This window comes from Streptomyces sp. NPDC088553 (genome assembly GCF_044752965.1).
In the GTDB taxonomy this organism is placed as follows: Bacteria; Actinomycetota; Actinomycetes; order Streptomycetales; family Streptomycetaceae; genus Streptomyces.
Genome location: NZ_JBIVMG010000005.1, coordinates 612,443 through 638,141, shown reverse-complemented (window position 1 = coordinate 638,141; position 25,699 = coordinate 612,443). Strand labels below are relative to the sequence as shown.

The 25,699-nt window shown below is 71.1% G+C and carries 27 protein-coding genes and 1 pseudogene; 13 read left to right on the top strand and 15 right to left on the bottom strand.

The window, feature by feature from the left end; genetic code table 11:
• Positions 1-2 precede the first annotated feature (2 nt).
• The 3 genes from ACIP8Z_RS19785 to ACIP8Z_RS19775 form a co-directional block, all read right to left on the bottom strand.
• A complete protein-coding gene (locus tag ACIP8Z_RS19785) occupies positions 3-824 on the bottom strand; it encodes a MerR family transcriptional regulator (RefSeq protein WP_402084988.1) in 822 nt (273 codons plus the stop codon).
• Positions 825-861: 37 nt separating this feature from the next.
• Positions 862-1,527, bottom strand: coding sequence for a leucine efflux protein LeuE (gene leuE, locus ACIP8Z_RS19780; protein WP_402084986.1), 666 nt, complete (start codon positions 1,525-1,527; stop codon positions 862-864).
• 114 nt (positions 1,528-1,641) lie between these two features.
• Positions 1,642-3,222 carry a methylmalonyl-CoA mutase gene (locus ACIP8Z_RS19775; protein WP_402084983.1) on the bottom strand — a complete coding sequence of 527 codons (1,581 nt, stop codon included), beginning with the start codon at positions 3,220-3,222 and terminating at the stop codon, positions 1,642-1,644.
• Between the two features lie 153 nt (positions 3,223-3,375).
• Here ACIP8Z_RS19775 and ACIP8Z_RS19770 point away from each other — a divergent pair, with 153 nt between their 5' ends.
• Positions 3,376-4,236, top strand: a complete 861-nt coding sequence (locus tag ACIP8Z_RS19770) for a peptidoglycan-binding protein (protein ID WP_402084981.1) — start codon at positions 3,376-3,378, stop codon at positions 4,234-4,236.
• A gap of 199 nt (positions 4,237-4,435) precedes the next feature.
• On the opposite strand, the gene ACIP8Z_RS19765 is transcribed toward ACIP8Z_RS19770, so the two are convergent.
• Both ACIP8Z_RS19765 and ACIP8Z_RS19760 read right to left on the bottom strand, forming a co-directional pair.
• On the bottom strand, positions 4,436-5,530 hold the full coding sequence (locus tag ACIP8Z_RS19765; protein WP_402084978.1) for a hypothetical protein: 1,095 nt from the start codon (positions 5,528-5,530) through the stop codon (positions 4,436-4,438).
• Positions 5,530-6,219, bottom strand: coding sequence for an RNA polymerase sigma factor (locus tag ACIP8Z_RS19760; protein WP_402084975.1), 690 nt, complete (start codon positions 6,217-6,219; stop codon positions 5,530-5,532). The genes ACIP8Z_RS19765 and ACIP8Z_RS19760 overlap by 1 nt, the downstream gene beginning before the upstream one ends.
• Positions 6,220-6,594: 375 nt before the next feature.
• On the opposite strand from ACIP8Z_RS19760, the gene ACIP8Z_RS19755 reads away from it, so the two are divergent.
• Positions 6,595-7,338, top strand: coding sequence for a Clp protease N-terminal domain-containing protein (locus tag ACIP8Z_RS19755; protein WP_402084972.1), 744 nt, complete (start codon positions 6,595-6,597; stop codon positions 7,336-7,338).
• Between the two features lie 7 nt (positions 7,339-7,345).
• Here ACIP8Z_RS19755 and ACIP8Z_RS19750 read toward each other — a convergent pair whose 3' ends face one another.
• The 4 genes from ACIP8Z_RS19750 to ACIP8Z_RS19735 form a co-directional block, all read right to left on the bottom strand.
• The gene (locus tag ACIP8Z_RS19750; protein ID WP_402084969.1) at positions 7,346-7,915 is read right to left on the bottom strand and encodes a hypothetical protein; all 570 of its coding nucleotides are present in this window, start codon (positions 7,913-7,915) and stop codon (positions 7,346-7,348) included.
• Positions 7,916-8,032: 117 nt separating this feature from the next.
• Positions 8,033-8,446: a type II toxin-antitoxin system VapC family toxin gene (locus ACIP8Z_RS19745; RefSeq protein ID WP_402085327.1), complete on the bottom strand. Its 414-nt coding sequence runs from the start codon at positions 8,444-8,446 to the stop codon at positions 8,033-8,035.
• A gap of 5 nt (positions 8,447-8,451) precedes the next feature.
• Entirely contained in the window at positions 8,452-8,682 is a 231-nt protein-coding gene (locus ACIP8Z_RS19740; protein ID WP_073910259.1) for a FitA-like ribbon-helix-helix domain-containing protein, read from the bottom strand.
• Positions 8,683-8,728: 46 nt separating this feature from the next.
• Positions 8,729-10,366 (bottom strand): glycoside hydrolase family 20 protein, encoded by a 1,638-nt coding sequence (locus ACIP8Z_RS19735; RefSeq protein WP_402084966.1) that lies wholly within the window; start codon positions 10,364-10,366, stop codon positions 8,729-8,731.
• Between the two features lie 228 nt (positions 10,367-10,594).
• Between ACIP8Z_RS19735 and ACIP8Z_RS19730 the strand changes: the two genes are divergently transcribed.
• The 6 genes from ACIP8Z_RS19730 to ACIP8Z_RS19705 all read left to right on the top strand — a co-directional run bounded on the left by ACIP8Z_RS19730 (position 10,595) and on the right by ACIP8Z_RS19705 (position 15,388).
• Entirely contained in the window at positions 10,595-11,164 is a 570-nt protein-coding gene (locus ACIP8Z_RS19730) for a 2-oxo-4-hydroxy-4-carboxy-5-ureidoimidazoline decarboxylase (RefSeq protein ID WP_402085324.1), read from the top strand.
• 192 nt (positions 11,165-11,356) lie between these two features.
• Complete coding sequence (gene sdhC / locus ACIP8Z_RS19725; protein WP_015035721.1) at positions 11,357-11,737, top strand: succinate dehydrogenase, cytochrome b556 subunit; 381 nt, start codon at positions 11,357-11,359, stop codon at positions 11,735-11,737.
• Between the two features lie 8 nt (positions 11,738-11,745).
• Positions 11,746-12,225, top strand: coding sequence for a succinate dehydrogenase hydrophobic membrane anchor subunit (locus ACIP8Z_RS19720; RefSeq protein WP_073910267.1), 480 nt, complete (start codon positions 11,746-11,748; stop codon positions 12,223-12,225).
• 25 nt (positions 12,226-12,250) lie between these two features.
• On the top strand, positions 12,251-14,005 hold the full coding sequence (gene sdhA / locus ACIP8Z_RS19715; protein ID WP_030318425.1) for a succinate dehydrogenase flavoprotein subunit: 1,755 nt from the start codon (positions 12,251-12,253) through the stop codon (positions 14,003-14,005).
• Positions 14,005-14,763 carry a succinate dehydrogenase iron-sulfur subunit gene (locus tag ACIP8Z_RS19710; RefSeq protein WP_030318427.1) on the top strand — a complete coding sequence of 253 codons (759 nt, stop codon included), beginning with the start codon at positions 14,005-14,007 and terminating at the stop codon, positions 14,761-14,763. Before sdhA ends, ACIP8Z_RS19710 begins: the two co-directional genes overlap by 1 nt.
• Before the next feature lie 112 nt (positions 14,764-14,875).
• On the top strand, positions 14,876-15,388 hold the full coding sequence (locus ACIP8Z_RS19705) for a hypothetical protein (RefSeq protein ID WP_055599751.1): 513 nt from the start codon (positions 14,876-14,878) through the stop codon (positions 15,386-15,388).
• A gap of 69 nt (positions 15,389-15,457) precedes the next feature.
• On the opposite strand, the gene ACIP8Z_RS19700 is transcribed toward ACIP8Z_RS19705, so the two are convergent.
• Positions 15,458-16,078, bottom strand: coding sequence for a MarR family winged helix-turn-helix transcriptional regulator (locus ACIP8Z_RS19700; protein WP_402084961.1), 621 nt, complete (start codon positions 16,076-16,078; stop codon positions 15,458-15,460).
• Between the two features lie 85 nt (positions 16,079-16,163).
• Between ACIP8Z_RS19700 and ACIP8Z_RS19695 the strand changes: the two genes are divergently transcribed.
• On the top strand, positions 16,164-17,381 hold the full coding sequence (locus ACIP8Z_RS19695; RefSeq protein ID WP_402084958.1) for an MFS transporter: 1,218 nt from the start codon (positions 16,164-16,166) through the stop codon (positions 17,379-17,381).
• 64 nt (positions 17,382-17,445) lie between these two features.
• Here the strand turns inward: ACIP8Z_RS19695 and ACIP8Z_RS19690 are convergent, their stop codons facing one another.
• The gene (locus tag ACIP8Z_RS19690; protein WP_402084955.1) at positions 17,446-18,213 is read right to left on the bottom strand and encodes an alpha/beta fold hydrolase; all 768 of its coding nucleotides are present in this window, start codon (positions 18,211-18,213) and stop codon (positions 17,446-17,448) included.
• A gap of 137 nt (positions 18,214-18,350) precedes the next feature.
• Between ACIP8Z_RS19690 and ACIP8Z_RS19685 the strand changes: the two genes are divergently transcribed.
• The 3 genes from ACIP8Z_RS19685 to ACIP8Z_RS19675 are packed head-to-tail and all read left to right on the top strand — an operon-like array spanning position 18,351 to position 20,026.
• Positions 18,351-18,785, top strand: coding sequence for a hypothetical protein (locus tag ACIP8Z_RS19685; RefSeq protein WP_402084953.1), 435 nt, complete (start codon positions 18,351-18,353; stop codon positions 18,783-18,785).
• A gap of 13 nt (positions 18,786-18,798) precedes the next feature.
• Positions 18,799-19,248 (top strand): thiol-disulfide oxidoreductase DCC family protein, encoded by a 450-nt coding sequence (locus tag ACIP8Z_RS19680; protein WP_402084951.1) that lies wholly within the window; start codon positions 18,799-18,801, stop codon positions 19,246-19,248.
• 10 nt (positions 19,249-19,258) lie between these two features.
• A complete protein-coding gene (locus tag ACIP8Z_RS19675; RefSeq protein ID WP_402084949.1) occupies positions 19,259-20,026 on the top strand; it encodes a TetR/AcrR family transcriptional regulator in 768 nt (255 codons plus the stop codon).
• 44 nt (positions 20,027-20,070) lie between these two features.
• Here the strand turns inward: ACIP8Z_RS19675 and ACIP8Z_RS19670 are convergent, their stop codons facing one another.
• The 3 genes and pseudogenes from ACIP8Z_RS19670 to ACIP8Z_RS19660 form a co-directional block, all read right to left on the bottom strand.
• Positions 20,071-21,624 carry an ABC transporter substrate-binding protein gene (locus ACIP8Z_RS19670; protein ID WP_402084946.1) on the bottom strand — a complete coding sequence of 518 codons (1,554 nt, stop codon included), beginning with the start codon at positions 21,622-21,624 and terminating at the stop codon, positions 20,071-20,073.
• Between the two features lie 192 nt (positions 21,625-21,816).
• Positions 21,817-23,088: a metallophosphoesterase gene (locus ACIP8Z_RS19665; protein WP_402084944.1), complete on the bottom strand. Its 1,272-nt coding sequence runs from the start codon at positions 23,086-23,088 to the stop codon at positions 21,817-21,819.
• Between the two features lie 34 nt (positions 23,089-23,122).
• Positions 23,123-23,340, bottom strand: a pseudogene (locus tag ACIP8Z_RS19660) (SCO4848 family membrane protein).
• A gap of 58 nt (positions 23,341-23,398) precedes the next feature.
• On the opposite strand from ACIP8Z_RS19660, the gene ACIP8Z_RS19655 reads away from it, so the two are divergent.
• Positions 23,399-23,635 carry an SCO4848 family membrane protein gene (locus tag ACIP8Z_RS19655; RefSeq protein WP_359675957.1) on the top strand — a complete coding sequence of 79 codons (237 nt, stop codon included), beginning with the start codon at positions 23,399-23,401 and terminating at the stop codon, positions 23,633-23,635.
• A 356-nt stretch (positions 23,636-23,991) separates the two neighbouring features.
• On the opposite strand, the gene ACIP8Z_RS19650 is transcribed toward ACIP8Z_RS19655, so the two are convergent.
• Positions 23,992-25,677, bottom strand: a complete 1,686-nt coding sequence (locus tag ACIP8Z_RS19650) for a recombinase family protein (protein ID WP_402085321.1) — start codon at positions 25,675-25,677, stop codon at positions 23,992-23,994.
• Between the last annotated feature and the right edge of the window lie 22 nt (positions 25,678-25,699).

Below are 25,699 nucleotides of genomic sequence, written 5' to 3'. Positions count from 1 at the left end.
CGTCAGGCGCGGACGATCTCCTCCTGGATCTCCGTCACCCACTGGGAGCGGTCCTCGGGGCACTCCAGGTACAGCTCGCGCGCGTAGTGCCGCGTCTCGTACCCGTTGGCCTCGATCCAGCGGGCCAGGGTCTGCGCGGTCGGCAGGATGGTGTCCATCGAGCCCCGGTGGACGACGGTCGCCGCCTCCTCGATGCCGGGCAGCACGTGCACCTCGACGCCCTCCACGGCCGTCCCCTCCGGGACGGTCATGCCGGCGTGCACGAGGACCGATCCGTCGCCCTTGCCCGCGTCCTCGTAGTACGCGATCCCCGGGCCGAACCCGGTGAGCCCGGCGGCTTCGAGGCGGCCGCACAGCTCCTCGTACAGGGGCCCGATGACCGGGCCGATGTGCTGCGGGCCGAAGCTCGCGGCGACCGCGCTCAGTTCGGCGATCCGGACGGCGGGGATCCTCTTGACGACGACGTCCTGGGTGGACATGCGTCCCTCACTTTCGATGGCCCGGAGCCGCGCGCCGACCTGGGCGAGCCGTGCCCGCGCCTCCGCCATGGCCGCTTCCAGCTCGGCCTGGCGCAGACGCAGCATGCCCCGCAGCTCGTCCGCGTCGAACTTCTCGTCGAGGATCGCCCCCACCTGTTCGAGGGTGAAGCCGAGGTCCTTGAGCGCGATGACACGGTTGAGCAGGGCGAGCTGTTCCGCCGTGTAGAAGCGGTAGCCCGTGTGCGGGTCGACCCGGGCCGGGCGCAGCAGTCCGATGGCGTCGTAGTGGCGCAGCATCCGGACCGACACCCGCCCGTGCCGGGCGAAGTCTCCGATGGTGAACATGACGCCCCCTACGGAACGGCCTCACACGGTGTGAGGGTCAAGCGGCGCTGCTGAGGGAGAGCTTCGCGGCGAAGCCGAGGAAGAGGGCGCCGGCGGCGGAGGTGGCCCCGGCCGAGAGCCGCCTGCGGCGCCGGAACGCGGCGGCGAGCCGGGTGCCGCCGAATATCAGCATCGTCAGGTAGAGGAAGCTGCCGATCTCCAGGAGCGTGCCGAGGACCAGGAAGGAGAGCGCCGGGTAGGCGTACGTGGGGTCCACGAACTGCACGAAGAAGGAGATGAGGAAGAGGATGGCCTTCGGGTTGAAGAGGCTGATGACGAGCGCCCTGCGGTACGGGTTCTCCCCCGGCCCGGCCTGCGCCCCCTCGGCCCCGTCGGCCGACGCCTCCGCCACCTCGCCGCGCGAGCGCCACATCTCCCGGGCCGAGCGCAGCATCCCGTACGCCATCCAGGCCAGATAGCCCGCGCCCGCGTACTTCACGATCATGAAGAGCAGGGGCGTGGTCTGGAGCAGCGAGGCCGCGCCGAGCGCGGCCAGCGTCATCAGGACGGCGTCGCCGGTGAAGACTCCGGCGGCGGCCTTGTACCCGGTCCGGGTGCCCTTGCGGGCGGCGACGGACAGCACGTACAGCGAGTTCGGCCCCGGCAGGAGAATGATGAGGACGAGGCCCACGAGATAGGTCGGAAGATCGGTGACACCCAGCATGAAGCGGAGTGTCGCATGTCAGTACGACACTCCGCCTGTGTGTTTCGTATCGCGGAAGATCAGAGCGCGGAGGATCAGAACGGGGATCAGAGCGCGGGGATCAGAACGCGGGGATCAGAACGCGTCGGTCGGGACGTACGTGCCCCAGACCTCCCGCAGCGCGCCGCAGACCTCGCCGACGGTGGCGCGGGCCCTGAGGGCCTCCTTCATCGGGTAGAGCACGTTGTCCGTGCCCGCGGCCGCCCTCCTCAGCTCCGAGAGGGCCGCTTCCACCGCCGACCCGTCCCGTCCGGCCCGCAGGGCGGCGAGCCGCTCGGCCTGCTGGGCCTCGATCGCCGGGTCGACGCGCAGCGGCTCGTACGGCTCCTCGACGTCGACCGTGTAGCGGTTGACGCCGACGACGACCCGTTCGCCGCTGTCGGTCTCCTGGGCGATCCGGTACGCCGAGCGCTCGATCTCGCCCTTCTGGAAGCCGCGCTCGATGGCGCTGACCGCGCCGCCCATCTCCTCGACCCGGCCCATCAGCTCCAGGGCGGCCGCCTCGACGTCGTCCGTCATGCTCTCCACGACGTACGAGCCGGCGAACGGGTCCACGGTCGCGGTCACGTCCGTCTCGTACGCGAGGACCTGCTGGGTGCGCAGGGCCAGGCGGGCGGACTTGTCCGTCGGCAGGGCGATCGCCTCGTCGAAGGAGTTGGTGTGCAGCGACTGCGTCCCGCCGAGCACCGCGGCGAGGCCCTGGACGGCGACGCGGACGAGGTTGACCTCGGGCTGCTGGGCGGTGAGCTGCACCCCCGCGGTCTGGGTGTGGAAGCGGAGCATCAGCGACTTGGGGTTCTTCGCGCCGAACTCGTCCTTCATGACCCGGGCCCAGATCCTGCGGGCCGCCCGGAACTTCGCGACCTCCTCCAGGATCGTCGTACGGGCGACGAAGAAGAAGGAGAGCCGGGGGGCGAAGTCGTCGACGTCCATCCCCGCGGCGACGGCGGTCCGCACGTACTCGACGCCGTCGGCCAGGGTGAACGCGATCTCCTGCGCGGGCGAGGCACCCGCCTCCGCCATGTGGTAGCCGGAGATCGAGATCGTGTTCCACTTCGGGACCTCGGCCCGGCAGTACTTGAAGATGTCCGCGATCAGCCGGAGGGAGGGCTTGGGCGGGAAGATGTACGTGCCGCGGGCGATGTACTCCTTCAGCACGTCGTTCTGGATCGTGCCGGTCAGCCGGTCCGCCGGGACCCCCTGCTCCTCGCCGACCAGCTGGTACATCAGCAGCAGCAGGGCGGCGGGGGCGTTGATCGTCATCGATGTGGAGACCTTGTCGAGGGGAATGCCGTCGAACAGGATCCGCATGTCCTCGACGGAGTCGATCGCCACCCCCACCTTGCCGACCTCGCCCGAGGCGATCGGCGCGTCCGAGTCGTGGCCCATCTGCGTCGGCAGGTCGAAGGCGACGGAGAGGCCCATGGTGCCGTTGGCGATCAGCTGCTTGTACCGGGCGTTGGACTCCACCGCGGTGCCGAAGCCCGCGTACTGGCGCATCGTCCACGGTCGGCCGGTGTACATCGACGGGTACACCCCGCGGGTGAAGGGGTACGCGCCCGGCTCGCCCAGCTTCTCCGCCGGATCCCAGCCCTCCAGGGCCTCCGGTCCGTAGACCGGCTCGATGGGCAGTCCCGACTCCGACTCGCGCGCCATTGGCTGTGCCTCCCGATGAGATTGGGCCCTGCTCACAGCATGCGCGGATCGTGACCTGCGCGCGCAACCGCACACGCGCGGGAAGCATCTCTGGGTACATACGAATCGTCCCGGGGGGCAACAGTGAAGCGGTCTTCTTCCGTCATACGCAGAGTGGTTCTGGCAGCGGCCTCGGTGGCCCTCGCCGCCGGTTGTACGGCCCAGGCGGCCGGCTCCGGAGCTGGCTCGGGGAGCCCGACGAACGCGCCGGCGACCTCGGCCCCCGCGCCGACCGACGCCCCCACCGGGGACGGCAAGGCCCCGTCCCCCTCGGACAGCACTGCGGCGCCCACGGAGACGCCGTCCGGGACGCCTTCCGGCACGCCTTCCGGGACCGCGAAGCCCAAGGCCCTGATGGACGACGGGGACGAGACCGAGCAGGTCCGTGAGCTCCAGGCGCGGCTGCGGCAGCTCACGTACTTCGACCGGGCGCCCACGGGTTTCTACGGGACGATGACGGCGGCCTCGGTCAAGGCCTTCCAGAAGAAGCAGGGTCTGCCCCGGACGGGTTCGGTCGACGAGGAGACCTGGCAGCGGCTGCTCGGCGCGAGCCGGAAGCCGACCGCCGACGAACTGAAGCCGTCGACGACCAACCAGCTGGACACCCCCGACGCGCGGTGCATGACCGGCCGGGTGCTGTGCATCAGCAAGGAGAGCCGGACCCTCGCCTGGATGATCGACGGCAAGGTCGTCTCGTCGATGGACGTCCGCTTCGGCTCGGAGAACACCCCGACCCGTGAGGGCGTCTTCACCGTGGAGCGCAAGGTCCGGCAGGACTGGTCGCGGCTGTACCACACGCCGATGCCGCTCTCGATGTACTTCAGCCGCGGCCAGGCGGTGCACTACTCGGCGGACTTCGCGGCGCGCGGCTACAACGGGGCCTCGCACGGCTGCGTCAACGTCCGGGACCGGGCCAAGCTCACGACCCTCTTCGACCAGGTGAAGGTCGGCGACAAGGTCGTCGTCCACTGGTGACCGGGGACCTCGTCCACCGGTGACCGGGCCCCGTCCACCGGGGCCCGGGAGGGGAAGGGAGAGGGCGCGGGTGGGACCGGGGGAACGTGTCCCACCCGCGCCATGTGCGCGGAGCCGTAGGTACGGGGGGAACCCCGGCTCACTGCGCGGCCGATGACCAGTCGGCTCACTCAGTACTGCGCCGACGGGTCCAGAAGTGTTACACCGGGAGCGGAACGCGTGCGCCGACGCCGATCCCGAGGGGCAGTACGGCGGTGAGCCCGGTGGTGTCGGGGGCCGAGGAGCGGGCCGTGTCGCGGCGGTCCCGGCCGCTGTCGCCACTCCCGCGGTCGCCGTTCCCGTCGCCCTTGGGGTCGTCGTCGGACCCGTCCTTCGAGCCGTCCTCGCCGCTGGCGCCGCCCTCGGGCGCGGCGGTGCCGCCGCCGAGGATCCGGTCGCAGTAGCGGCGCAGGGTCTCGCCGTCGCGCAGGCCGCTCGTGAGCCCCTTGCGGGCGGTGGCGTCGAGCTTCCCCGAGCGGAACGCCCGGCAGGCCCTGAGGATCCTCTCCCGGGCCGTGGTGGCGCTCGGGTCACCGCCCGTGCCGCCGTCCCCGCCGCCGGTCTGCTCGCCCGGTCCGCCCGCGTCCGTGCCCGTGCCGGTGCCCGGAGCGCTCGTACCCGGCTTCGGGGTGCCGGGGCCCCGGGTGTCCGTGCCGTGCCCGTCGGGTGCTCCGGTGGACGGCGGTGTGGTGCCCGTGCCGGCCGAGGGGGACGCGCCGGGCGTGCGGTCACCGCCGCCGCCCGGTTCCGTCGAGGGTGCCTCGGGGTCCTTGCGTATGCCGGGGTCCTCCGAGACGAGCGGGTCGGCGCTCTCCCCCGCCGTGACGGAGCTGGCGGGCGCGGGCCCCACCATGGGCAGCACACCCGTTCCCGCGGCGACGGCGACCCCTCCGACGGTGACGGCGGCGACCGCGGCGGCGAGTCCGTACCGCAGGGAGCGTCCCCAGCGGGGGCGGGCGGCGGGCACGGGGGCGAGCCGCACCCGGCCGAGTTCGGCCTGTTCGGCGCGGTTCGCGGCGGCGGGGGCGGCGGCGCGCTCGGCGTGCGCCTCGCGGAAGGCGGCGAGCGCGGCGGCCTCGCCGGGGAGTTCGGTGCGCGCGGCCGCGGGTACGGCCGGGACGCGGGCCGCGTCGAGGGCTCCGGCCAGGCGCTCGGCCCGGGAACGCGCGTGGTCGTCGACGGCGTCGACCGGCTCGCCGCGGAGCAGCCGCTCCGCGGCCTCCTGGTCGAGCCACTGGTACCGCTCGTCGGCCATCACATGTCCTTCTGCGTACGCGGACGCGATTGCGTCACACCGCCCGGGGCCACGGGCCCCGGCACGCGCCCGCGTTGCGGAGGCACACCGTCCAGCGGGACGACGGCCTCGTCGGCGCCGTCGGGTCCGGCCGTCTCGCCGTCGACGCCGAGGAGTTCGGCCAGTTTCTTGAGGCCGCGGTGGGCCGCGGTGCGGACGGCTCCGGGGCGTTTCCCCAGGGTGTCGGCGGCGGTCTTGGCGTCGAGGCCGACGACGACGCGCAGGACGACGGCCTCGGCCTGGTCCTGCGGAAGCTGGGCGATCAGCTGCATGGTGTGGCCGGTGGCCAGCGCCTCCAGGGCTTCGCCCGCGGTGTCGGACGCGGCGGGCTTGTCGGTGAGTTCGGTCTCGTCGGCGCCCACGGCGGGGCGCCTGCCGCGCATGCGGACGTGGTCGAGGGCGCGGTTGCGGGCGATCCGGGCCGCCCAGCCGCGGAAGCGGTCCGCGTCGCCGTCGAAGCGGTCGAGGTCGCGGGCTATCTGGAGCCAGGCCTCCGAGGCGACGTCCTCCGCCTCGGTGTCGCCGACCAGTGTGCGTATGTAGCCGAGCAACCGTGGATGCACGGCGCGATACACAGTACGGAACGCGTTCTCGTCCCCGTCCTGCGCAGCGAGCACCGCGGCAGTCAGCTCCGCGTCGTCCCCCAGCACTCCCCAAACCCTGTTCGTCGGTCGCGTCGTCGCTTCATCGCGGCTGGTCACCACCGCCACGCCGCCTCGCGCATCTGCACGCTACGTCGTGTCGCGGCGCCGCGTCCACGCGGTCCGGGCTCTTTGTACAACTTGCAACCTTCGGGCGGTGGTGTGCGGGATGCCTCCGGCGCGGTCGCGGTGTGACAGAAAGCGCACTCCCGGCGCTGAATGGAGTACGGAGCCGTGCTGCGGCTCCGTGGACGACGGCCGGGGTCTCTCCTGTGGGGGGTGGCGACCTCGGCCGTCTCCCTTTTTCCCCGCCCTTTCCCGCCCCTCTCTCCAGGGTGTCAACCGACCGTTGACAGCCGACGACTGTCAACCTACGGTTGCCTCATGACGAATCCAGTCGGCATGAATGTCCCTGTCCGCCTCGACGAACTCATCGACGCGATCAAGAAGGTCCACCCCGACGCGCTGGACCAGCTCTCCGACGCGGTCCTCGCGGCGGACCACCTCGGCGATGTCGCCGATCACCTCATCGGTCACTTCGTGGACCAGGCCCGGCGCTCCGGCGCCTCCTGGACCGACATCGGCCGCAGCATGGGCGTCACCCGCCAGGCGGCCCAGAAGCGCTTCGTACCGAAGGGCCCCGACGCCGCCGCCCAGATGGACCCGAACGCGGGGTTCAGCCGCTTCACCCCCCGCGCCCGCAAGGTGGTCGTGGCCTCGCAGGAGGAGGCCCGGACGGCCGCCCACGCGGAAATCGTGCCCGGCCACCTCGTCCTCGGCCTGCTCGCCGACCCCGAGGCGCTCGCCATGCGGTGGCTGACCGGGCACGGCGTGACGGTGGAGGCGGTGCGCGACGCGGTGACCCCGACGCTGCCGCCGCCGACCGAGCAGATCCCGGCGCTCATCCCGTTCGACGCGGACTCGAAGAAGGTCCTGGAGCTGACGTTCCGCGAGGCGCTGCGCCTCGGCCACCACTACGTCGGCACCGAGCACATCCTGCTGGCCCTCATGGAGCACGAGGACGGTACGGGCGTGCTGGCGGGTCTCGGCCTCGACAAGGCGACGGCCGAGCGGGAGCTCGCCGAGGCGATCGCCTCGGCGACGATCGAGGCGCCGGAGGCTTCCTAGGAGTGCCTCAGGCGGTGCGGGCCCGGCGGGAGACGACCGCGCGCAGCACCCGGCCGCCCTCGACGGAGAGTTCACGGGCCCGGCGCAGGCCGGTCGGGCCGTGGGCGACCGAGTCGAGGACGGCCTGCTGACGGCGGAGCTCGCCCGCGAGCAGCGGGCCCGCGCCGTCCGCGTCGCCGGCCCGGCAGCGCTCGACGAGACCGTCGGGCACGTCGGCGGCGTCGTACCGCCCGTGCAGGGCGAGGGCGGTGACGGAGCACGCGGCGGCCCAGCCGCGCAGGGCGTCGGCCGTCCAGGTCGCCGGGGCGTACGCGAGCATGCCGCGGACGGCCCCGGCGTCCGCGCCGTCGTCGCCCGGCTCGCCGTCCAGTTCGACCCGGGCCTTGGCGACGGCCTCGCCCCAGGCCTCGCCGTCGCCGCGCGCGACGGCGGCCCACACGGGGCGCAGGGCGTCGCCCCGGTCACCGGCGAGCAGCGGGAGGCAGCGGTCGAGGCAGGCGAGACCGGCAGCGGCCAGGCCCCGCTCGTCGGCCCCGTCGATCAGTTCCAGCAGGCTCCGGCCCGTCACCGACGTCATGGACGCCTCCTTGCCACCCGATACGGACGCAGTACGTCCCCTACTGCGCCGTGTGGCGCTTTTTCGTCACTGCGCGGCCGGAATCATGCCAGTGGCGCCCGGGCGTTGCCTAGGGTTCTACCGCAGCCCGAGGGCCTTCTCGTTGAAGACCTCGACCGGGCACTTCGCACCGGTGGCCCGCGCGCCGTCGCGGATCCGGCCGTCGCTGGTCACCAACGGAACGCCGTACCCCTCCGCGAGCGCCACGTACGTCGCGTCGTAGGCGGTGAGGTTCGCGTACAACTCACGCACCCGGGGCAGCAGCGGGAGCTGCTCCGACCTGCGCAGCGGCAGCTCGGCGAAGGCCGCGCAGGCGTCGTCCAGCTCACGGGTGGTGATCTTGCCGCCCCGATGACGGCCCAGCAGGGCCGAGGTCACCTCGATGTCGACGAGATAGGGGGCGAGCAGGCGCTCCCCCTTCACCCGCTCCCGCAGCGCGCCGCCGACGGGACCGGCGTCGGCCAGCAGCATGACAAGCGCGCCGGCGTCCATGACGATCACTCGCGCCGCCTTCCCCGGTCGATCTCGTCGAGCACGTCACCCGTCTCCAGGCGAGCCGTGGCCCGCTCCTCGACACGGGCGAGCACGTCCTCGAGCGACGGCGTCGCCGCTTCCTGTTCCAGCAGGGTCCGGGCGTACGCCTGGAGGGACTGCCTGTTGCGCGCGGCCCTTATCTTCAGCTCGGTCAGCGCTTCCTCGGACAGGTCGCGTACATAGAGAGTGGCCATGCGACAACTTTAGTCGCACTGCCAGCAGAATGCTGGCAGATCCGGGTCAGCCGCGCACCTGCGTCGCCAGCGTCCGGAACTGCTCCCAGGTCAGGGTCGGCGTCCTGGCGTCCCAGACCTTCTGGGCGAGGGCCGTCAGGGGCATGCGGATGCCGTTCGCCACCTGGGCCGGGGTCTGGGCCCCCGCCAGGTCGCACCAGACCGCGAAGCGGGCGCCCAGGATCTGGGGGTCGTACCGGGCGGGGACCGGGGTCGTGCCGCGGAGGACCAGGGGGGTCCACTGCTCGTAGATGCGGCGGCCCGTGGGGTACGTGAACTGGTTCGGCTCGCCGAGGACGTAGTACAGGTACTCGTCGTTGAGGTTCACGACCTTGCGGCCCTCGGCCAGGTACTCGGCGGGCGGGCGGGCGCCGATCTCCTTGCCCGTCCAGTACTCGACCTCGATGCGCTGGTCGGCGGTGACGACGCCGCCGCGGAAGAAGCCGTCGTTCCAGGCCTTGGCCGTCTTCCCGGCCGTGCGCACGACGGCGGCGCGGTCGTTCAGCCAGCCCTCCGCGAGGTCCTGGACGCCGGCCTGGGGTCCGTACTTCTGCCGGGCCGCCGTGGCCAGCTGCGGGTACGAGGCGGAGGGGCTGCGGACGGTCAGCGCCTGGTACTCGTCGGCGCCGACGTGGAACCAGCCGCCGGGGAAGAGCGCGGAGTACTCGCGGAGCAGGTCGTCGACGATCTGCGCCGAGGCCGGCTTGGAGATGTCGATGGCGCCCTGCCGCGGGACCCCCTGGACGTTGCGCAGCTGGAGGTCCGGGTGGGCGCGCAGGACGGCGCCGAGGTGTCCGGGCGAGTCGATCTCGGGCACGACGGTGATGTGCAGGCTCTGCGCGAGGGCGAGGATCCGGCGCACCTCCGCCTTGCTGAGGTGCTGCGCGGAGACGATCTCGGGGTGGGAGTCCGAGGCGATCCGGAAGCCCTGATCGTCGGAGAAGTGCAGTCCGAACTGGTTGAGCTTGAGGTCGGCCATCTCGCGCAGCCGGTCCTCGATCCAGCCGGCGGTGAAGAACTTGCGGGCGATGTCGACGTTCAGTCCGCGCTGGGGCTTGGCGGGCGCGTCGGTGACGACGCCCTCGGGCATCGCGCCGGTGCCCTTCACCGACTGCTTGAGGGTGCGGGTGCCGTAGAAGACGCCGGCCTCGTCGGGGCCGGTGATCCGGACCCGGCCGTCACGCACGGTCAGGGTGTACGACTCGCGGGCTCCGGTCCCGCCGAGCGCCAGCTCGACGTCCCCGGGCCCGGCGGCGACGGTGCCGCGGTACGGGATGCCGAGCTCCCCGGCGAGGAGCTTTCCCTCGTCGGCGAGGCCCTCACTGTTCGCCGCGACGACGACCCCGCCGGGGGCCGCGGGCTTCCAGCCGGGTCCCCGGGCGGCCTCGTGGTCACGGACCGCGGGGATGGTGCGGGGCGCGGTGGACAGTGGGTAGGTCCGGGTCGGCGTGGGCGTCGGGCTGGGCGGCGCGCTGGTGGGCGCCGCGCTCGCGGACGTGCCGGAGGTCGTGCCGGAGGGGGCGGCGGCGGACGTGCCCGAGCCGGAAGGTGATCCGCTGGAGCAGGCCGCCACGGTGGCCAGTGCCACCGCCGTCGCCAGGAGTGCGGGGCCCTTGTGGGGCCCCCGTATGGAGTACCGCATCATTCGGAATCCTCCCGTACGGCGGGCGGTCCGGCCAATCGGGGGACACGACGGCCCCGCGAGCGGAACGCATTCGTCCATCACCTGTTCCGAAACTCTCCCTTCCGGGTGAAATTCGCGCATCCGTCGGACACTTCCCTCGTCCCGTCGATAACGTTGCGTCACACCCACCCCACCGCGCCCGTCCCGCGCGCGAGCCGCCCCACCCGTCCCGGAGTACCGGAGCCCACGCTGACCAGCGACACCCACGTCCCCTGCCGCAAGCCGGGCTCCACGGACACGCCTGCCATACCCGCCCAGAACCAGGGCCCGTCCGTCCGTGGCCTCGCGGGCTTCAACGCCGCCTCGCCCGTCGAGGCCGAGGCCCTGCTCCTGTCGTGCTGCCACAGTCTCCGCTGGGCCGAACGGGTGGCGGCGCACCGTCCCTACCCCACCGTCGACGCCCTGCTCGCCGCCGCCGACGAGGCCGGGTACGACCTGTCCCGCGCCGACCTCGACGAGGCCCTGGCCGCCGAGTCCTCGGCGCTGCCGCACCCCGACGCCCCGCCGGCCGCGCGGACCGCGCTGCGGGCCGCCCACGCCGCGTACGAGAGCAGCTTCGGACACGCGTTCGTGATCAGCCTCGACGGAGTGCGGCCCGGAGAGCGTCTCGACCAGGTATTGGCAGGCATTCGGTCACGTCTCGGCAACGAACCGGAGGAGGAGCGCGTGGTCGCCGCCGACGAACTGAGGCGGCTCGCCCGCGCCCGGCTGGCGTTCCGACTCGCGGAGCCCCTCACACCGCGACACTCCGGGCCGTGAATTCGTCCGCAATACGGCGATTCCGGCCTGTGCGATAGTCCGTCCGTGCCTGTTTGATCACACCGATGGACCCCGCGCGAGCGAACCGACAAGTCGTCGCTACGATGACCGGGGCCGGTGGACCGTACCCGGCCGGGTCAGACCGACAGAGAAGCCGGCCGACCCTGATCCCCGCTCCCGGAGGGTTTTTCCGTGCCGGCTGGAACGCTGTACCGCGGCCGGGAAGGAATGTGGAGCTGGGTGGCTCATCGAGTCACCGGCGTCCTCATCTTCTTCTTCCTGTTCGTACACGTGCTGGACACCGCTCTCGTCCGCGTCTCTCCCGAGGCGTACGACGAGGTCGTCGCGACCTACAAGACGCCGATCGTCGCTCTCCTCGAGTACGGCCTCGTCGCTGCCATCCTCTTCCACGCGCTGAACGGCCTCCGGGTCATCGCCGTGGACTTCTGGTCCAAGGGCCCGCGCTACCAGAAGCAGATGCTCTGGACCGTCGTGGGCATCTGGGTCGTGCTGATGGCGGGCTCGCTGTACCCCGTCCTCGGCCACGCCGCACGTGAACTGTTCGGGAGCTGACGCCAGATATGTCTGCTGACACCACCTCCACCACGATCGGTCCCGTCGAGGGCGGCGCCCACTACGACGTGGACAACCCCGCGCCGTACATCGAGGCCCCCCGCAAGCGCACCGGCAAGACCCCGCGCGCGACCCGCGGCAACTTCGAGATGGCCGCGTGGCTCTTCATGCGCCTCTCGGGCGTGGTCCTCGTCGTCCTGGTCCTCGGCCACCTGCTGATCCAGCTCTTCCTGGACGGCGGCGTCTCCAAGATCGGCTTCGCCTTCGTGGCCGGCCGCTGGGCGTCCCCGTTCTGGCAGGTCTGGGACCTCCTGATGCTCTGGCTCGCCATGCTGCACGGCGCCAACGGCCTCCGTACCGTCATCAACGACTACGCGGAGCGGGCCAACACGCGCCTGTGGCTCAAGGGCCTGCTGTACACCGCCACGGTGTTCACCATCCTTCTGGGCACGCTGGTGATCTTCACCTTCGACCCGAACATCCGCTAGGCACGGGGCTGAGGTAATCCACGTCATGAAGATCCACAAGTACGACACCGTCATCGTCGGCGCCGGCGGCGCCGGCATGCGCGCCGCCATCGAGTCGACGAAGCGCAGCCGCACCGCCGTGCTGACGAAGCTCTACCCCACCCGGTCCCACACGGGCGCCGCGCAGGGCGGCATGGCCGCCGCGCTGGCGAACGTGGAGGAGGACAACTGGGAGTGGCACACCTTCGACACGGTCAAGGGCGGTGACTACCTGGTCGACCAGGACGCCGCCGAGATCCTGGCGAAGGAGGCCATCGACGCCGTCCTCGACCTGGAGAAGATGGGCCTGCCGTTCAACCGGACCCCGAACGGCACCATCGACCAGCGCCGCTTCGGCGGTCACTCCCGCAACCACGGCGAGGCCCCGGTCCGCCGGTCCTGCTACGCCGCGGACCGCACCGGCCACATGATCCTCCAGACGCTGTACCAGAACTGCGTCAAGGAGGGCGTGGAGTTCTTCAACGAGTTCTACGTCCTGGACCAGCTGATCACCGAGGTCGACGGCGTCAAGAAGTCCGCCGGCGTCGTCGCGTACGAGCTGGCCACCGGTGAGATCCACATCTTCCAGGCCAAGGCCGTGATCTACGCCTCCGGCGGCACGGGCAAGTTCTTCAAGGTGACCTCCAACGCGCACACGCTGACGGGTGACGGCCAGGCGGCCTGCTACCGGCGCGGTCTGCCGCTGGAGGACATGGAGTTCTTCCAGTTCCACCCGACGGGCATCTGGCGCATGGGCATCCTGCTGACGGAGGGCGCCCGCGGTGAGGGCGGCATCCTCCGCAACAAGGACGGCGAGCGCTTCATGGAGAAGTACGCGCCGGTCATGAAGGACCTCGCGTCCCGTGACGTCGTCTCGCGCTCCATCTACACGGAGATCCGCGAGGGCCGCGGCTGCGGTCCCGAGGGCGACCACGTCTACCTGGACCTGACGCACCTTCCGCCGGAGCAGCTCGACGCCAAGCTCCCGGACATCACCGAGTTCGCCCGTACGTACCTCGGCATCGAGCCGTACACGGACCCGATCCCGATCCAGCCCACCGCGCACTACGCCATGGGCGGCATCCCGACCAACGTCGAGGGTGAGGTCCTGGCGGACAACACCACCGTCGTCCCGGGCCTGTACGCGGCCGGCGAGGTCGCCTGTGTCTCCGTGCACGGCGCCAACCGTCTGGGCACCAACTCGCTGCTCGACATCAACGTCTTCGGCAAGCGGTCCGGCATCGCCGCCGCCGAGTACTCCGCCAAGCACGACTTCGTCGAGCTGCCGGAGAACCCGGAGTCGCTGGTCGTCGCGCAGATCGAGAAGCTGCGCAACTCCACGGGCAACGAGCGGGTGGCCGACATCCGCCGTGAGCTCCAGGAGACGATGGACGCCAACGTGATGGTGTTCCGTACGGAGCAGACCATCAAGACGGCCGTCGAGAAGATCGCCGAGCTGCGCGAGCGCTACGAGAACGTGTCCATCCAGGACAAGGGCAAGCGCTTCAACACGGACCTCCTGGAGGCCATCGAGCTGGGCAACCTGCTCGAACTGGCCGAGGTCATGGCCGTCTCGGCCCTGGCGCGCAAGGAGTCCCGCGGCGGCCACTACCGCGAGGACTACCCGAACCGCGACGACGTCAACTTCATGCGCCACACCATGGCGTACCGCGAGGTCGGCGAGGACGGCTCCGAGACCGTCCGTCTCGACTACAAGCCGGTCGTCCAGACCCGCTACCAGCCGATGGAGCGTAAGTACTGATGGCTACCCCCGTACTGGACAAGGTCGAGGCGGAGTCCGCCGCCTCCCCGTACATCACGGTCACGATGCGGATCCGCCGCTTCAACCCCGAGGTGTCGGACGCGTCGGTCTGGGAGGACTTCCAGATCGAGATCGACCCGAAGGAGCGTGTGCTCGACGCCCTCCACAAGATCAAGTGGGACGTCGACGGCACCCTGACCTTCCGTCGCTCGTGCGCGCACGGCATCTGCGGCTCGGACGCGATGCGGATCAACGGCAAGAACAGGCTCGCCTGCAAGACGCTGATCAAGGACATCAACCCAGAGAAGCCGATCACGGTCGAGGCCATCAAGGGCCTCACGGTCCTCAAGGACCTCGTGGTCGACATGGAGCCGTTCTTCCAGGCGTACCGGGACGTCATGCCGTTCCTGGTCACCAAGGGCAACGAGCCGACGCGCGAGCGTCTGCAGTCCGCGGAGGACCGCGAGCGCTTCGACGACACCACCAAGTGCATCCTGTGCGCCGCGTGCACGTCGTCCTGCCCGGTCTTCTGGAACGACGGCCAGTACTTCGGTCCGGCCGCGATCGTCAACGCGCACCGCTTCATCTTCGACTCGCGTGACGAGGCCGGCGAGCAGCGCCTGGAGATCCTGAACGACAAGGACGGCGTGTGGCGCTGCCGCACGACGTTCAACTGCACGGACGCCTGCCCGCGTGGCATCGAGGTCACGAAGGCGATCCAGGAAGTGAAGCGCGCGCTGATCACGCGTCGCTTCTGACCACTGGTGTTCCAGGGGCCGGGTTTTCCGGCTCCTGGTTCGGTGTTTCGGCCCGCTTCTGTACGCTGCGGCGTGCAGGAGCGGGCTTTTTCTTTGTGAAGGACGGGGACTGATGAGCGAACCGAACCCTTACCGGTCGGAGGAGTACGAGTGGGGCCCCGGGCAGCAGCAGCCGGGCCAGCCCGCCTACGGCTACCCGCACCCTCCGGCGTACCAGCCGACCCTGCCGGGCGGGGTGCCGGTGCCGCCGCAGCAGGTGCCCGGTGTGCCGCAGGGCGGCGGCGCGCCGCTGCTGAGCCTCGGTGACATCACCGTGGTGGGCGACCAGATCATGACGCCGGCCGGCCCGATGCCGCTCAAGGGCGCCGTGTGGAACGCGATGGACATGTCGCGGACCGAGGAGAAGATGCCCACGGTCGCGATCGTGCTCGCGGTCATCTTCTTCATCTTCTGTCTGCTGGGGCTGCTGTTCCTGCTGATGAAGGAGAAGACGACCACCGGCTTCATCCAGGTCACGGTGACCAGCGGCGGCAAGCACCACACGACGATGATCCCGGCACGCGGGCCGGACACCATCCACCAGGTGATGGCTCAGCTCAACTACGCGCGGTCGCTCAGCATGTGAGCGGTCGTCATCGGTGAGGGGGCGCCCGAGGGCGCCCCTTCGTCGCGTCCGGGGCCGGCCTGGGCGGGGCTACCAGTGGCGGGCCGGCTCCGTCGACTCCGCCTCGACCATGACGCGCCGCAGCATGCCGTTGAGGAGGGCCCGCTCCTCCGGGGAGAGGACGCCGAGCAGGCGGTACTCCTCGTGGCCGAGGACGTCCATCGCGCCGAGCCAGGTCTCGCGGCCGGCGTCGGTGAGTTCGACGACGACCCGGCGGCGGTCGGTGGTGGACTGGGTACGGCGGACGAAGCCGCGCTTCTCCAGGGCGTCGAGGCGGCCGGAGACGGAGGCGGGGGCCAGGTCGAGGTCCTGGGCGAGTTCGGAGGGAGCGGCGCTGCCGCCCCGGCCGGCGATCTTGTGCAGGGTGTCGAACTCGTGGCGTTCCAGGTCGAAGTCGACGAGGGACTGCTCCCTGACCCGGCGCAGATGGACGGAGAGCTTCTTCATCCGGGTGACGGCGCCTTCGACGACGGGGTCGAGGTCGGGCAGGACGGGCTGCCAGCGGGCGACGTGCTCGTCGGTCCAGTCCCGCGCGGCACTCGCTTCGCGTGCGGCACTCGGCTGGTGTGCGGCACTCGGCTCACTCGGAGCAGGGGGTTCGCTCGGAGTACGCGGTTCGCTCGGAGTACGCCGTTCCTCGGGTTGCGCCATGGGGTGATCGTACGTCTGCGGGCCGGAAATCACCCGAGAAGTATTTCGTTGACGAATTATTCGGTACCGAAATACTCTTCGGGTCATGACCGCTGCCACCACCACGGCACCACCGCCCGTCCCGCACCCCCTGCGCACCCGCTCCTTCCGGCTGCTCTTCACCGGCCGCACCCTCTCCCTCCTGGGCGACGCAGCCATCCCCGCCGCCCTCGCCCTCGCCGTCCTCGAGGCCACCGGATCCACCGCCGCGCTCGCCCTGGTCCTCGGCTGCGCGATGGTGCCCAAGCTGCTCCTGCTGCCGCTCGGCGGCGTGGTCGGCGACCGGTTCGACGCCCGTACGGTCGCACTCACCACGGATCTCGTCCGCTGCGGCACCCAACTGGTCGTCGGGGTCCAACTCCTCGGCGGCACGCCCAGCCTGGCCGTCCTCGCGGTCTCCGAGGCCCTCGGCGGCGCGGCCGGGGCCTTCGCCATGCCGACCGACGCGCCGCTGGTGAAGGGCACGGTGGCGGCCGAGTCGCTGCACCGGGCCAACGCCGCGATGAGCGTCGCCAAGAGCGCCAGCCGGCTCGGCGGCCCCGCGCTCGCCGGCACCCTCGTCCTGACCGTGGGGCCCGGCTGGGCGTTCGTCCTCGACGCGGCGACCTTCGCCGTCAGCGCGCTCATCCTGACGGCCGTCAAGGTGAAGCGGGTGCCGATCCCGCGTCGCTCGCTCCGCGCCGATCTGGCGGAGGGCTGGCAGGAGGTACGGTCCCGCGACTGGTACTGGACCAGCCTGATCGGCCACAGCGCCTGGAACGGCGCGGCGGCCGTCCTGATGACCCTCGGGCCCGCCATCGCCGTGCAGCGGCTCGGCGGCGGCACCACCTGGGTCGTCCTGCTCCAGGTCGGCGCCGTCGGCTTCCTCCTCGGGGCGCTGCTCGCCGACCGGGTCACCCCCCGGCGCCCGGTCCTCACGGCGAACCTCGGGCTCGCCACGTACGCGCTGCCGCTCATCCTGCTCGCGGTCGCCGCGCCCGCGCCGCTGACGATCGCGGCCTACGGGCTCGCGCAGGCCGGCCTCGGATTCCTCTCCCCCGTCTGGGAGACCGCCGTCCAACGGGCCGTGCCCGCCCACGCGCTGGCCCGGGTCACCTCGTACGACTGGCTCCTCTCGCTGGCCGCGATGCCGCTGGGGTACGCGCTGGCGCCGCTCGCGGCCTCGGCCTGGGGGCCGGAGGTGCCGCTGCTCGTCGCGGCCGTCGCCGTGGGCGGCTGCTGCGCGGCGACGGCGCTGGTGCCGGGGGTACGGCGCTTCCGCTGAGCCACGGCGGGGCCGGTGCTGGCCGGGGCGGCGGGGCCGCCTCGCCCACCGGCCCCGGCACCCCTCAGCGCCCCGCCTCCGCCAGGAAGGCGGTGAGCAGGCGGGCCGTCTCCTCCGGGCGCTCCAGGGCGGGGAGGTGCCCCGCCCAGTCGAGGTCGACGCGGCGGGCGGCGGGCAGGAGGCGGGTGAGGTCGTCGGCGACCGCCCGGAAGTCGGGGAGGTCGTGGGCGCCCACGGCGACGAGCGCGGGGACCTCGATCCCGGCGAGGTCGTCGGCGGTGACCTCGGGGGTGACGGGGTGGAACTCCTCGGGGACGGCGAGCTGGACCTCGAAGGCGTGCCGCTGCATCTCCCGGACGAGCGCGCGGGCCTCGGGACCGGCCTCGGGGCCGAGCCAGGTGTCGACGTTGAGCTCGACCGCGCCGTCGAGGTCGCCCGCTTCGAGCAGTTCGTCCTCGCGGCCGCCCCAGGCGCGCAGCTCGTCGCCGGGCTCGAAGCCGGGGATGCCGGAGGCGAGCAGGGCGAGGGCGGAGACGTGTGCGGGGTGGCGGACGGCGAGTTCCAGGGCGACCTGGCCGCCGAACGAGGAGCCGGCGACGGCGGCCCGCTCGACGCCGAGGTGGTCGAGGAGGTCGCGCACGTCGTCGGCGTGGGTGTGCGCGGCGTCGACGGGGGTGTCGCCGAAGCCGCGGAGGTCGCAGCGGACGACCCGGTGTCCGGCCTCCGCGAGGGCGTGGAACTGCCCGTCCCACATCCGGCGGTCGCAGACCCCGGAGTGCAGCAGGAGAACGGTCGAGGGGCCCTGGCCGGCCACGTCATGAGAGAGCGTCATCCGGCCGACCCTAGGCGGCGGGACCGCCGGCGGCCAGCGGGTTTCCCTCCCGGCCCCACACGTGACTTGAACACGTTCAAAGAGAGGTCTACAGTCATGACCGACAGCTTTTGAACGTGTTCAAGGGAGGGTGGGGCATGGACCTCACTGTCGTCGCGTACGTCGTCTACCTGCTGATCAGCGTGGCCCTGACCGTCTGGGTCGCCCGCACGCTCAGCCGCAACGGAAGGATCTTCCTCGCCGACGTCCTGCACGGGAACGAGAAGCTCGCCGACGCCGTCAACCACCTCCTGGTGGTCGGCTTCTACCTCGTCAACTTCGGCTTCGTCGCCCTCTATCTGAGCCAGGACGACGCCGTCCTCGACGCCCGCGCGCTCTTCGAGGCGCTCTCCGTGAAGCTCGGGGTCGTCCTGCTCGTCCTCGGCGTCATGCACCTCGGGAACGTCTACGTCCTCAACAAGATCCGGCGCCGCGGGGTCATGGAGCGCGAGCAGGTGCCGCCGGTCGGCCCGCAGGGCTGGACCGCGACCCCCAAGGGCGGCCCCTGGGCCCCGCCGGCGCCCCAGGCCTGAGGGGAGCGCCGCCGTGCCGACCCCCGTGGGACGTCTGACCGTGCTGTACGACGCGGACTGCCCGCTCTGCGTGCACCTCAGGCACTGGCTGCTGCGCCAGCGGCAGCTCGTCCCGCTCGACCTCGTACCGGCCGGGTCCCAGGAGGCCCGGCGCCGCTTCCCGGAGCTCGACCACGGCGCGACCCTGCGGGAGATCACCGTGGTCGGGGACCGGGGCCAGGTCTACCGGGAGACCTCCGCCTGGATCGTCTGCCTCTGGGCGCTCGCCGACCACCGGGCCAAGGCCCACTGGCTGGCCACCCCGGCCGGGCAGCCCTTCGCCCGGGTGACCGTCCTGGCGGCGGCGAAGTGGCGCGAGGCCCTCAAGGGTCCGGACCACGGGGCAGGGCCGTACGGAGCCGGGCCGGACCGGGCCGCGGGCTGCGAGGACGGGCGCTGCGAAGTGCCCCGTCCGCCCGGCTAGGCTCGTCCGTGTGACGGACGTGAAGGAAGACAAGAAGGCCCCGAAGAGCGAGCAGACCCGCACGCTCATCCTCGAAACCGCGCTCCGGCTGTTCAAGGAGCGCGGTTACGACAGGACGACGATGCGGGCCATCGCCCAGGAGGCCGGGGTCTCCGTGGGGAACGCGTACTACTACTTCTCGTCCAAGGAACACCTCGTCCAGGGCTTCTACGACCGGATCGCCGAGGAGCACCAGGCCGCCGTCGAGCCCATCCTGACCGGTGACGAGAAGGACCTCACGGCCCGGATCCGGGGGGTCTACCTCGGCTGGCTCGACATCGCGGAGCCGTACCACGAGTTCGCGGCGCAGTTCTTCAAGAACGCCGCCGACCCGGACAGCCCGCTCAGCCCCTTCTCGCCCGAGTCGGAGGGCCCGCGCGAGGCCGCGATCGAGGTCCACCGGCGGGTCATCTCCGGTGCCTCGGTGAAGGTCGACCCGGAACTCAGGGAAGCCCTGCCGCAGTTGCTGTGGCTCCAGCAGATGGGCCTGGTCCTCTTCTGGGTGTACGACCGCTCCGAGGGCGCGGCCAACAGCCGCCGCCTCGTCGAGCGGCTCGCGCCGGTCACCGCCCGCGCGATCTCGCTCTCCCGCTTCCGCATCCTGCGCCCGCTGGTCAAGGAGACGCACGAGCTGCTCGCCGACTTCATGCCCACCGCGGCGGGGATGGCGGCCTCGGGCAAGCCCAAGAAGAAGGCGGGCCCGAAGCCGCCGGAGCCGCACGGGGCTCCGGAGTCGTAGACCCCGGAACCCCGCGGCCCCGGCCATGACGCGCCGGACAGGCCTCAGATCCAGCTGAGCTCCCACAGCCGCCAGATGCCCGTACCGTCCGTCAGGTACTGCGAGCCGGCGACGGCCTCGGTGGCCAGGACGTAGTCCTTCTTCTGCCACAGCGGGACGAGCGGCACGTCGGTCGCGACCTCGTTCTGGATCGCCTTGAAGTCGGAGGTCGCCCGGGAGCGGTCGCTGAACTGCTGCGTCGAGGAGATCAGCTCGTCGATCCGCTTGCTGGAGAACCCGTTGTGCAGGGTGTTCTCGGTGCCGACGAGCGGCGCGGTGAAGCTGTCGGAGTCGGGGAAGTCCGGCAGCCAGCCGACCGTGTACGCGTCGAAGGCGCCCTTCGCGTACTGCTTCTGGAACTCCGTCCACTTGACCTCGACGGTCTCGACCCGGAAGAGGCCGGTCTCCTCCAGCTGCCGCTTGATCTCGGCGGTCTCGGCGCCGTAGGTGGCGTCCGCGCGGTAGCCGAAGGTGAACTTCACCGGCGTCTTGATGCCGGCGTCCTTCAGGATCTTCTTCGCCTTCCTGGCGTTCGGCTCCGGATCGATGTCGTAGAACGCGGTGCTGTGCCCGACGAAGCCCTGCGGGATGAGCGAGTACAGCGGCTCGACCGTGCCCTTGTAGGCGCCCGTGGTGATCGCCGGGCGGTCGAGGACCGCGGCGACGGCCTGCCGTACGGCCTTGTCGGCCATGGGCGAGCCGGGCCGCACGTTGAAGTTGAGGTTGCGGATCTCGGCGCTCTCCGCCTCGGTGACCCGGGTCCCGTCCTGGGGCTCCAGGGCCGAGATGAACTCCGGCGGCAGCTGCCGGTGCGTCACCTCGACCTCCTTCGCCTTCCAGGCATTGGCGAGGTCCGCGGACTGGGCGTAGTACTTCACGCGCACCGGGCCGCCGCCCTTGGTGATGGCGCCTCGGTAGTTCGGGTTCGGCTCCAGGAGCGCGGACTCGCCCGCCTTGTACTCCTTCAGGACGTAGGGACCCGAGCCGTCGACCGCCGAGTCCGCCCGCAGCGTGTTCGCCGGGTAGTGGTCCTTGTCGACGATCGAGCCCGCGCCGGTGGCCACCTTCAGCGGGAACGTGGCGTCCCGGCTGCTCAGGTGGAAGGTGACCTGACGGCCCTGGGCGGAGACGCTCTTCAGGGTCGGGAAGAGGGGCTGCGGACCGACGTCCGTCTTGATGCGCAGCATCCGCTCGAACGAGTACTTGACGTCCTCGGCCGTGATCTTGCGCCCGTTGGCGAACGTGAGGTCGTCGCGGAGCGTGCACTGATAGGTCGTGAGCTTCGAGCCCTCGAACCTGCAGCTCTCCGCCGCGTCGGGAACGGGGGTCGTGAACCCCGGCTTGAACGTCAGCAACGACTGGAAGACGTTGCTGTACATGGCCCAGGAACCGGCGTCGTACGCGCCGGCCGGGTCCAGTGAAGTGACCTCGTCGGTCGTGCCGACGCTGATCGGATCGGTCCGGCCGCCGTCGGAGGGCAGGAGTTGCCAGCCCCCCACTCCGGCGGCCACCAGTACTCCACAAGTGATGAGGATCCGCAGACGGACCGTCGACCGCATTGCCGTGCTTCCTTTATTCGTCCACCCCAGCTGCGACGGCCCCCGGAAACGTCGCGATGGCGTCATCCCATCACACGCTTTTCACAAGTGGAAGAGAAAACTTTCACACCACAGGTATATGTCCGGGAAATGCGAATTTAAGTCGATGAGCAGCACGTATCGGGCCCGGTGCGGGGAGTGATCCCGTCCCGATTACGCCTGCTTCGAGGCGAGTTCGACGATGGTGATGTCCGAGGGCGCCCCGACCCGGACCGGCGGTCCCCAGGCGCCCGCGCCGCGCGAGACGTACAACTGGGTGTCTCCGTACCGTTCGAGCCCGGCGACGGTCGGATTGGCCAGTTCGGCGAGGTAGTTGCCGGGCCAGAGCTGGCCGCCGTGGGTGTGGCCGGAGAGCTGGAGGTCCACGCCGTGGCGTACGGCGTCGTGGACGACGATCGGCTGGTGCGCGAGGAGCACCGCGGCGCGGGCCCGGTCGCGGTCGCCGAGCGCCCGTCCGAAGTCGGGGCCCTGTCCCTCGCTCTCCCCCGCGACGTCGTCGACGCCTGCGAGGTCGAAGCCGGCCGCCACCTCCACGCGCTCGTTGCGCAGCGGGCGCAGCCCGAGCTCGCGGACGTGGTCGACCCAGGCGTCGGCGCCCGAGAAGTACTCGTGGTTGCCGGTCACGAAGAAGGAGCCGTGCCGGGCGCGGAGCCGCGCGAGGGGTTCGGCGGCGGAGCCGAGGTTCTCGACGGTGCCGTCGACGAGGTCGCCGACGACCGCGATCAGATCGGGCTGGGTGGAGTTGATCGTGTCCACGATGCGCTGGGTGTGCGCGCGGCCGAGGATCGGCCCGAGGTGGATGTCGGAGACGACGGCGATCCGGTAGCCGTGGGCGGCGCGCGGGATCTTGGCGAGCGGGACGGTGACCCGCTTGACCCGGGGGCCGCGCAGCACGCCGTACGCGCCGTAGCCGACGGTCCCGACGGCGGCCGCGGCCGCGGCGCCGCCGACGACCCGGGAGACGAAGAGCCGCCGGGAGACCTCGGCGGGGGTCTCGGACGCGGGGGCCGCTTCGGCCGGCTCCTCGGGGGCGGCCGGCGCGTGGTCCGGAACCGGCACGGGGACGGGCGCCGCCACCGTCGCCGCCGCGGGCGCCCCGGCCCGCGCACGCCGGTCGAGCCGGCGGAACAGGAGGGGCCTGACCGCCTCGCCGACGGCCAGGGCGAGGGTCACGTACAGCAGCAGCGCGAGCCACAGGAAGCCGGGCCAGGCGACCACCTGCTGGAGCACGAACGGGGCTCCGGCGCGCGACGAGGCGAGGGCCGCGAACGACAGCAGCGGCAGCACCACGACGACGGCCGTGCCCAGGCGGCGCGGCAGGCTCCCCGGCGTCGTGACGTCACGCACGAGGCGCCGCCACACGTACCGGTGCACGGCGCCGAGCAGCGCGAGCACCACGATCAGAACCAGCAGGAAGACGACCACGCCCCGGACCCCCTCTTCTACCGCTCGCGCGGTCCTAACCGATCTCGCGGCGCGCGGCGCGCACCCCACGCAATCCGAGCACTCCGATCACCGTCCCCAGGTCAAAGGACGTGACGGCAAGCAGCAGATGAACCCGGAAGTAGGCCGTCGGGTCACCGGCGTCGTCGAACGCGAGGCCAGTCCCCACAGGTTCTTGACCAAAGTGATCCATACGCAGCTAACCACTAGCGTACAGAGACCCTGCCGCAAGATCGCCGCAGGCCCGTTCGATACTGGCAGGGCACGGCCACCCCATCTCGAAGGACACCCCATGAAGCTCAGCCGCCGCGTCTCCTGGTTCCTGCTCGCGTTCGGCGTGTGGTCTTGGGTGATCTGGGTGACCTTCGCAAAGAACCTCTGGAAGGACGGCAGCGGCCTCGCGTTCGACGACGCGGGAAACCCGACGGCGTACTTCTGGGTCCACCTCGCCCTCGCTGTCACGTCGTTCATCCTAGGGACGGCCGTCGGCGTGATCGGCTTCCGGGGCGTCCGAGCGAGCAAGAAGTAAGGCCCCGCCGATGCGCCACGGGGAAGGCGCACAGGCGGGGCGGTCTCGCGGGTCAGCCGGAGGTGGGAACCGGCTGCTCGGGGTTGTCCAGCCACGGAGTCCCACCCGTGGCGGTCACGGTCGGACTTGCTTCCGGGAGTCCTTGCCGCTCGGTCCCTCGCCGTGTTGCAGCGACCGGCAGATTCCCGCGTCGGCCGAGCATGGCGGTATGACGGTCAGACAGCCGTTTCTGTTTCTCTCTATGAAAAACACCCTCTCGCCGTCATACCGTCATGGCTCCGCCTGCTGGTCGCCCCGCTGCGGACACAGCAAAGCCCCGGCGGTCCGTCTGGGACTGCCGGGGCTCGGCTCGGGCGTCAGAGGGCAGCCAGCGTCTCTTCGTCGTCCCTTCGGTCCCCATCCGAATCAAGGCGACGCCAGTTGAGCGTCACCCGGTCCTCGACTGCGATGTACCTCCGGGTCTCCGGGTCCCTGCCGGGGCCGACGGAGACGCCCTCAAGGAACAGGTCGAGGAACTCGCGGCGTTTGAACACGTCCCACGCCGCCCATGGGGAACCGGGACCCAGCGGGTCCTCCCCCGGCTCGTGCCACTCCGACGGGACCTGAATCGCGGCGGCAGTCTGCTCGTTCACGTCTTCCAACCTGGCCGTGCACTGGTCCTCGAAAGTCCGGTACTGCGTCATCGTCGCGCGCCACATGGCCAGCTCGTCCCGACCCCGGTAGAGCCCCGCCTTGCGGTCGGCCTGGAGTTCGGCGATGGAGTTGCGGACGTGCTCAAGGTGGGCTTCCGCCTCTCGCCGCTCCTCCTGGACTCCGGACAGGTCACGCTGGAGCGCGAACCGTAGGGCCGCCTGCGCGAGCCACTCCCTGTCCTCGTCGTCATCGGGGTCCGCGCCGGTGAGTCGTGCCCACACACAGCGGGCCACGTGATCGTCAGCGTCCTTGCGCTTGATGCTCAGGCCACCGTGGCCCTTGGGGTTGGCGCACATGTAGTAGTCCTGCCCGCCGTTGTTCTTGCTCTGCCCCAGAGAGCCCGTGCAGATCTCGCAGGTCGCGAAGCGCCAGCCGCTCAGGAGGGTGGGCGTGGCCTCCCCGCCGGGCTGCCTGTTGGTCCGCGTGCGCTTGCTTCGCCGCTCCTGGAGCTCCAGCCACCTGGCCCCCGCGACGACGCCCCGGTGAGGGCTCAGGGGTGCCCCGCCCCCGTCCCGGGCGATCACGTTCACGTACGCCTTGCCCCGCTTCACTCGTTCGCTCGCGAAGCCTCCGACGGCCGGGTGGGAGAGGATCCAGCGGACTGTCTGTGCGCGCCATCGGATGGGGCTGTCCTCCTTCGACACGCGCCGCTTCTTGATGGACTCCATCCGCTTCTCGGTGGCGCGGCGTTCGGCCTCGCCGGGCGCCGGTACGTCCTCCGATTCCAGCGTCGTCGCGATCTTGTTGTCGGAGATTCCGGCGAAGGACAACTCCACCATGCGCTCGACGATCTCGACGTGCTCCGGGTTGTCCTCGTCTGGTTCGAGAACGGACACGACAAGGTCGCCGATCTTCTCGCGGACGGCGCGCATGCCGTACGGGGCGGAGCTGGAGTGCCGGCCGCCGACCGCCCTGATCTCGTCCTTGGCTCCGCGCAGGCGCTCCGCCTTGATGTCACTGCCCTGCTTCGCGAGTGCCGCGATCAGGGCGAAGATCGCGACGCCGATCGGATGCGACGTGTCGAGGAACGGTTCGAGCACGGAGACGAAGCGCACACCGTACTTCTTGAACTCCTTGTCGATCTCCAGCGCGTCGTGCGCGCCCTTGCGGGTCAGCCGCGACAGTTCGTTGACCACCACCACGTCGACCTCGCCCGCGCGCACGGCGGACATGAGTTCTTCGAACGCCGGACGGATCGCATGTGGATCCCAACCGGACTTTCCGACGTCTTTGAAGGCGTGAACGACCTCCCACCCCCGGCTCGCCGCCAGGGCCTCACCGGCTGCCAGCTGTGCTTCCGGCGACGCCTCGGACGAGTCTGGGCGGGCCTTGGACTGTCGGGCGTACACAGCGACTCGTACCGTGTCGAGC